The following is a 7,349-nucleotide window of genomic DNA, read 5'->3' on the forward strand; positions in this document are numbered from 1 at the left end:
CCGAGAGCCCTCCGCCCATGACCTCACGCATCCTGACCCTCCTGCGCGGCGCCGTTCCGGCCTGCGCGCTGGTGCTGGCGTCCTCCCTGGCCCAGGCCCAGCTCGCCATCGAGATCACCGGCGCCGGCGCCAACCGCATGCCGGTGGCCGTCGCCAGCTTCGAGGGCGAGAACGCCCTGCCCCGCGCCGTCACCGACGTCGTCCGCGCCGACCTCGAACGCAGCGGCCTGTTCAAGCTGGTCGAACTCGGCCCCGGCCCCATCGGCGCCAACGGCCCGGTGGATTTCGGCCGCGTCCGCTCCCGCGGTGCCGACGCGCTGGCCGCCGGCACGGTCAGCCCCAACGGCGCCGGCCGCTTCCAGATCGAAGTGCGCCTGCACGACACCGCCAAGCAACTCGGCCTGGGCAGCCAGGCCATGGTGATGTCGCCCAACCAGTACCGCGCCACCGGCCACCGCATCGCCGACTTCATCTACGAGAAGCTCACCGGCGAACCCGGCGTGTTCTCCACCCGCATCGCCTACGTGCTCAAATCGGGCAGCCGCTACGAGCTGCAGATCGCCGACGCCGACGGCTCCAACGCCCAGACGGCCCTCGCCTCGAAGGAACCGATCATCTCCCCGGCCTGGTCGCCGGACGGCTCGCGCCTCGCCTACGTCTCCTTCGAAGCCAAGAAGCCGGTGGTGTACGTGCACAACCTCGCCACCGGCCAGCGCAACGTGGCCGCCAACTTCAAGGGCTCCAACTCCGCCCCGGCCTGGTCGCCGGACGGCCGCCGGCTGGCGGTGGTGCTCACCAAGGACGGCCAGTCGCAGATCTATTCGGTCAATGCCGACGGCTCCGGCGTGCAGCGCCTCGCCTCCTCCTCCGGCATCGACACCGAGCCCGCCTGGTCCCCCGACGGCATGATCTACTTCACCTCCGACCGGGGCGGCAGCCCGCAGATCTACCGCATCCCGGCCGGCGGCGGCGACGCCCAGCGGGTCACCTTCGAGGGCAGCTACAACGTCAGCCCGCGCCCCTCGCCCGACGGCAAGAGCCTCGTCTACGTCTCCCGCAACGGCGGCCGCTTCCAGGTCACGCTGCTGGATCTCGCATCCCGCCAGACGCAAATCCTCACCGACTCCGCCAAGGACGAATCCCCGAGCTTCGCCCCCAACGGCCGCATGGTGCTCTACGCCACCGAGATCGGCGGGCGTGGCGTGCTCGCCGCCGTCTCTGCCGACGGTCGTGTGAAGCAGCGTCTGTCGGTACAATCAGGCGACGTGCGCGAGCCCGCCTGGGGGCCCCAGCCCCGCAACTGATCCGCTCGCGCGAAACCCGACGCATCACCACGCATTTCATCCAGCCCCGGCACGGAATGCCCCACGGAGTCCACACCATGAAGTTCCAGCACCTCGCCCTGTCCATGATTGCCGCCGGCCTGCTGGCCGCCTGCAGTTCCGCCCCCAACCAGAACGGCCAGGGTGCCGCCGTCGAAGACCGCAGCAGCGGCGCCGCCAGCAGCGGCATCGACGGCAACCGCGTCACCACCGTCAACGCCGGCGACGGTGCCAACGGCGCCGCCTACCCCGAACTGCGCGACCCGAAGAACATCCTGTCCAAGCGCAGCGTGCTGTTCGACTACGACAGCTACGTCATCAAGGACCAATACCGTCCGCTGGTCGAAGCCCACGCCAAGTTCCTCGTCGCCCACCCCAAGGTCAAGATGATGATCCAGGGCAACACCGACGAACGCGGCAGCCGCGAGTACAACCTCGCCCTCGGCCAGAAGCGCGCCGACGCCGTCAAGAAGGCCCTCGGCCTGCTGGGCGTCTCCGAAGCCCAGCTCGAATCCGTCAGCCTCGGCGAAGAAAAGCCCAGCTGCACCGACGCCAGCGAAACCTGCTGGGCCGCCAACCGTCGCGGCGACATGCTCTACTCGGGTGAGTTCTGATGTCCCCGCGCCTTCTGCCCCGCCTGTTGGCCGGGCTCCTGGCCGGCCTGCTGGCCAGCCAGGCCCAGGCCGGCCTGTTTGACGACGAGGAAGCCCGGATGCGCATCAACCAGATGCGCACCGAGTTCTCCGCCCGCCTCGACAAGCTCGAAGCCGGCGCCCGCGCCCAGCTCGAGCTGGCCGACCAGATCGAACAACTGAAGGCCGAGATCGCCCGCCTGCGCGGCGAGAACGAAGTCCTCAGCAACGATCTGGCCAACGCCAACAAGCGGCAGAAGGACTTTTACGTCGACCTCGACAACCGCCTGCGCAAGGTCGAACCGCAAGCCGGCGCCGACACCCCGGCGCCCGCCGCGCCTCCCGCCGCCGCCGCCGACCCGGCCAACGAAAGCCGCGACTACGAAACCGCCCTCACCCAGCTGCGGGCCGGCAAGTTCCGCGAGGCGGCCACCGGCTTCGTCGCCTTCACCAAGGCCTACCCCAACAGCAGCTTCCAGCCCAACGCCCACTTCTGGGCCGCCAGCGCGCTCTACCAGCTGAAGGACAACACCGGCGCCGCCGAACACTACGCCAAGGTCGCCAGCCAGTGGCCGGACGACACCCGCGCGCCGGACGCCCTGCTTGGCCTCGCCAGCACCCAGCAAGCCCGCAACGACACCGCCGGGGCCACCAAGACCCTCGAACGGCTGGTCGCCAGATACCCAAGCAGCTCCGCGGCAACCATCGCCCGCCAGCGCCTCAAGAAGTAAGCCCGCCGCGCCCACCCGGGCGCGCGCCCCTTTATGACCACAGCCGCCCGCCCCGTCCCCCGCGCCGACACCCTGCGCATCACCGAGATCTTCCACTCGCTCCAGGGTGAAACCTCGCGCGCCGGCCTGCCGACGGTGTTCGTCCGCCTCACCGGCTGCCCGCTGCGCTGCAGCTGGTGCGACACCGAATACGCCTTCACCGGCGGCACCGCCCGCACCCTCGACGACATCCTCGCCGAAGTCGCCGGCTACCGCTGCCCGACCGTCTGCGTCACCGGCGGCGAACCCCTCGCCCAGAAGCACTGCCTGCCGCTGCTCACCGCCCTGTGCGACGCCGGCTACTCGGTGTCCCTCGAGACCAGCGGCGCCCTCGACATCGCCGGCGTCGACCCGCGCGTGTCGCGCATCGTCGACCTCAAGGCCCCCGGCTCCGGCGAAGTCGCCCGCAACCTGCTCACCAACATCCCGCTGCTCACCCTGCGCGACGAGGTCAAGCTGGTGCTCGCCAACGAGGCCGACTACGAGTGGGCCAAGGCCCGGATCGCCGAATACCGCCTCACCGAACGCTGCCCGGTGCTCCTCGCCCCCGTCCAGGGCCAGCTCAAACCGGCCGACCTCGCCGCCTGGATCCTCCGCGACCGGCTGCCGGTGCGGATGCAGGTGCAGCTGCACAAGATCATCTGGGGTAACGAACCCGGGCGGTAAGGGGCGCCCCGGGCCCGCCCCGGAAGCGATACATCCCCTTGCCGGATTCCGTTTTTTTGTATCGAATGAAAGCATGAGCACGCCCCGCGCCCTCGTCCTGCTGTCCGGCGGCCTCGACTCCGCCACCTGCCTCGCCATCGCCCGCGCCGAAGGCTTCGAGACCTACGCCCTGTCGGTCGAATACGGCCAGCGCCACGCCGCCGAACTCGCCGCCGCCCGCCGGGTGGCCGCCGCCCTCGGCGCCGTCGCCCACCGGGTCGCCCACGTGGATCTCGGCCAGTTCGGCGGCTCCGCCCTCACCGACCCCGCCCTCGCCGTCCCCACCGGCGGCCTCGGCGCCGGCATCCCGATCACCTACGTGCCGGCCCGCAACACCATCATGCTGTCCATCGCCCTGGCCTGGGCCGAAGTGCTGGGCGCCGACCACATCTACGTGGGCGTCAATGCCGTCGACTACTCCGGCTACCCAGACTGCCGCCCCGCCTTCATCGACGCCTTCGAGAAGATGGCCAACCTCGCCACCAAGGCCGGCGTCGAAGGCCACCGCCTGGCCATCCACGCCCCGCTGATCGACCTCTCCAAGGCCGACATCGTCCGCCGCGGCACCGCGCTTGGCGTCGACTACAGCCTCACCGTGTCGTGCTATCAGGCCGACGACGCCGGCCGCGCCTGCGGCCTGTGCGACGCCTGCCGGCTGCGCAAGGCCGGCTTCGAAGCCGCCGGCCTGCCCGACCCCACGCCTTACGCCTGAGCCCACCATGGACGCCGCCAGCCAGCCCCTCTCCCTCGCCGCCATCGCCTGGGCCGCCGGCGGGATCGGCGCGGTGTTCGGGCTGGCCGCCCAGCGCAGCAACTTCTGCACCATGGGCGCCATCGCCGACATCCTCCTGATGGGCGACTGGACCCGCCTGCGCATGTGGGCGCTGGCCGTGGCGGTCGCCATCGCCGGCACCGCCGCCCTGCAGGTGGCCGGGCTGGTGGACGTGCACAACTCGATCTACACCGGCAGCCGCCTGCCCTGGCTGTCGCACCTCGTCGGCGGCGTCCTGTTCGGCGTCGGCATGACCCTCGCCTCCGGCTGCGGCGCCAAAACCCTCGTGCGGCTGGGCGGCGGCAACCTCAAGGCGCTGGTGGTCTTCGTCTTCCTCGGTCTCTCCGCCGCCATGACCCTGCGCGGGCTCTTCGGCGGCTGGCGTGTCGACTGGCTCGACCCGGTCGCCCTGCAGCTGCCCACCGCCCAGGATCTGCCCACCCTGCTCGCCGCCCGCTTCCAGCTCGACAGCCGCAGCGCCTGGCTCGCCTGCGCCGCCGTGGGCGCCGGCAGCCTCGCCCTGTTCGCCCTGTCGAACCGCGACAACTGGCGGCCCGCCCCGCTGCTGGGCAGCCTCGCCATCGGCGCCTGCATCGTCGCCGGCTGGTATCTCAGCGGCCACCTGGCGTGGCTCGCCGAAGACCCGGAAACCCTCGCCCCGGCCTTCCTCGCCACCAACAGCGGGCGCATGGAATCCCTCAGCTTCGTCGCCCCCTACGCCTACAGCCTCGACCTGCTGATGCTGTGGACCGACAAGACCCGCATCGTCACCATCGGCATCGCCACCACCGTCGGCGTCGTCGCCGGCGCGCTGCTGGGGGCCGTCAGCACCCGCAGCTTCCGCGTCGAAGGCTTCCGCGACACCCCGGATCTCGTCCGCCACATCGCCGGCGCCATCCTGATGGGCTTCGGCGGCGTCACCGCGCTGGGCTGCACCGTCGGCCAGGGCCTCTCCGGGCTGTCCACCTTTTCGGTCGGCGCCATCCTCACCGTGGCGGCCATCGTCGCCGGCGCAGCGGCGTCGATAAAGATTCAACTACGAAACAGTTGACGGATTCCAGGGAAGGGCTATAATGCGCGTCTCTTCCGGGGGGTCGGTAGCTCAGTCGGTAGAGCAGCGGACTTTTAATCCGTTGGTCGCGAGTTCGAGTCTCGCCCGACCCACCAGTTGATAGGTGGGGCTATTAAACCGGCTCCCGCAAGAATGGGTTGTTAGCTCAGTTGGTAGAGCAGCGGACTCTTAATCCGTAGGTCGAGTGTTCGAGTCACTCACAACCCACCAGACATTCAAAGAAGGCCAATCCTCCGGGGTTGGCCTTCTTGCTTTCTGCGCCGCCCCCGTCGCGCGTCCGGCTGTACCTCCCCCGGGCGACGGGCTAGTATCCGTGGCAACACCGCTACGATCGTTCAAGATGACTTCAACCTGGCTCGTTCGCGCCGACAGTGGAGGGCGCCTGGCCTCCGAGTTCAAGGCAAAGGGAGTGGCTGCAATCGGCTTCATCGAGGCTGACAACACCCTGGCGCTCAAAACGCGCGACGCGTTCTTCAAACGGATGCAGGACGTCTACCCCCAGGATTCGAGAGCCAAGCAGGCGAATGCGGCGGGGCAGATGTTCCGCTTCGTGCAGGAAATGCGGGTGGGCGACCGGCTTGTCACCTACGACAACGCCCGCCGCAGCTACCTCATCGGGCGCGTTGCCAGCGACGCCGCTTACAACCCGGCGCTCTTCGACGGCGAGTTCCGGACATTCCGGAAGGTGGAATGGCTGAACGAGGTGTCCCGCGACACGCTTTCCGTCACCGCGCGCAACTCCCTCGGCTCGGTCCTGACCCTCTTCAAGGTGCCCGCCGACACTGTGGCCGAAATGGAAGCCCGGATGAGCGGCACCACCCCGCCGCCCAGCGCCGAATCGCCCGAGAGCGAAGGAGAGCGCCTGGACGAGGAGGATCTGCTGCAGGATCTGCAGGCCCGCTCGCACGAGTTCATCAAGGACCGGATCAGCCGGCTCGACTGGGCGCAGATGCAGCACCTCGTCGCCGGCCTGCTGCGGGCCATGGGCTACAAGACCCGGGTCTCCCCGTCCGGCCCCGACCGCGGCAAGGACATCGTCGCCTCGCCCGACGGTTTCGGTTTCGAGCAGCCCCGCATCGTCGTCGAGGTCAAGCACCGCAGCGAGCAGATGGGCAGCCAGGCGGTGCGCAGCTTCCTCGCCGTGCTCCGGCCGCCGGGCGACAAGGGGCTGTACGTCAGCACCGGCGGCTTCAGTCGGGACGCCTACTACGAGGCCGAGCGCGCCGCCTGCCCCATTACCCTGATGAACCTGGACGACCTGGTCGAAGCCATCCTCGAACACTACGAGAACATGGACCTCGACACCCGCGTCCTGCTTCCACTCCGCCGCATCTACTGGCCCGCCTGACCCCGCCGGACAGCCGGCGAGATCGGGGCTCGAACCCACGCCGGGCGCAAGCCCGCCCCCCCGAAATCTCAACAACCCAGGCCGCCTTCGGGTGGCCTGGGTTTCTTTGCGCGGGCGCTTGCCATGGCGCCTCGCCGCCTGCCCAAAAAACCCGTTACACCCCTTGGACGACCCAGGCTCAGGTTGTATCATTTCCCAAAACCCAATTTGTCCAGGACAAATATGAACAAGATGCCAAGTATCGCCATCGTCGGCGCTGGAATTGCCGGTTTGTCCTGCGCAACGCAACTTCAGGCGGCGGGCTTCGCGCTCACCGTGATCGACAAGAGCCGTGGCCCGGGCGGGCGGATGAGCACCCGCCGCGGCGACGGCTGGCAGTGCGACCACGGCGCCCAGTACTTCACCGCCCGCGACCCGGCCTTCCGGGCCGAAGTGGCCCGCTGGCAGCGCGCCGGGGTGGCCGACCTGTGGCCGGCGCGCATCGCCGTGCTGGGCGGCGACCGCGGGCACGGGCAGGACATCCCGCCCGACCGCTTCGTCGGCGTGCCGCGGATGACCGCCCCGGCCCGCCTGCTCGCCGACGGCCTGCCCCTCGCCCTGTCGACCACCGTCACCGAACTCCGCCCCAGCCCCGACGGCTGGTGGCTGGTGTCGGCAGAGCACGGCCTGCACCCCACCCGCTTCGACGGCGTGCTGCTGGCCGTGCCCGCCCCCCAGGCCGTCCCCCT

8 protein-coding genes and 2 tRNA genes are annotated in these 7,349 nt (G+C 69.8%); all 10 read left to right on the forward strand.

Translation table 11 applies throughout. The features are described from left to right. Window positions 1-17 precede the first annotated feature (17 nt). On the forward strand, window positions 18-1,304 hold the full coding sequence (tolB, locus tag ACE3N6_RS12485) for a Tol-Pal system beta propeller repeat protein TolB (RefSeq protein WP_374246101.1): 1,287 nt from the start codon (window positions 18-20) through the stop codon (window positions 1,302-1,304). A gap of 77 nt (window positions 1,305-1,381) precedes the next feature. Then, complete coding sequence (pal, locus tag ACE3N6_RS12490; protein ID WP_374246102.1) at window positions 1,382-1,936, forward strand: peptidoglycan-associated lipoprotein Pal; 555 nt, start codon at window positions 1,382-1,384, stop codon at window positions 1,934-1,936. Further along, window positions 1,936-2,685 (forward strand): tol-pal system protein YbgF, encoded by a 750-nt coding sequence (gene ybgF, locus ACE3N6_RS12495; protein WP_374246104.1) that lies wholly within the window; start codon window positions 1,936-1,938, stop codon window positions 2,683-2,685. The genes pal and ybgF overlap by 1 nt, the downstream gene beginning before the upstream one ends. 33 nt (window positions 2,686-2,718) lie before the next feature. Beyond that, window positions 2,719-3,390 (forward strand): 7-carboxy-7-deazaguanine synthase QueE, encoded by a 672-nt coding sequence (gene queE, locus ACE3N6_RS12500; protein WP_374246105.1) that lies wholly within the window; start codon window positions 2,719-2,721, stop codon window positions 3,388-3,390. Between the two features lie 73 nt (window positions 3,391-3,463). Beyond that, a complete protein-coding gene (queC, locus tag ACE3N6_RS12505; protein WP_374246106.1) occupies window positions 3,464-4,141 on the forward strand; it encodes a 7-cyano-7-deazaguanine synthase QueC in 678 nt (225 codons plus the stop codon). Window positions 4,142-4,148: 7 nt separating this feature from the next. Further along, window positions 4,149-5,252 carry a YeeE/YedE family protein gene (locus tag ACE3N6_RS12510; RefSeq protein WP_374246107.1) on the forward strand — a complete coding sequence of 368 codons (1,104 nt, stop codon included), beginning with the start codon at window positions 4,149-4,151 and terminating at the stop codon, window positions 5,250-5,252. A 40-nt stretch (window positions 5,253-5,292) separates the two neighbouring features. Beyond that, window positions 5,293-5,368 (forward strand) — tRNA-Lys (locus ACE3N6_RS12515). Between the two features lie 39 nt (window positions 5,369-5,407). Next, a tRNA-Lys gene (locus ACE3N6_RS12520) sits at window positions 5,408-5,483 on the forward strand. Window positions 5,484-5,682: 199 nt separating this feature from the next. Continuing rightward, window positions 5,683-6,621: a restriction endonuclease gene (locus ACE3N6_RS12525; RefSeq protein ID WP_374246108.1), complete on the forward strand. Its 939-nt coding sequence runs from the start codon at window positions 5,683-5,685 to the stop codon at window positions 6,619-6,621. A gap of 222 nt (window positions 6,622-6,843) precedes the next feature. After that, a partial coding sequence (locus ACE3N6_RS12530; RefSeq protein ID WP_374246109.1) for an NAD(P)/FAD-dependent oxidoreductase occupies window positions 6,844-7,349 on the forward strand: 506 nt, incomplete at its 3' end.

The organism is Zoogloea sp. (assembly GCF_041904905.1).
In the GTDB taxonomy this organism is placed as follows: domain Bacteria; phylum Pseudomonadota; class Gammaproteobacteria; order Burkholderiales; family Rhodocyclaceae; genus Zoogloea.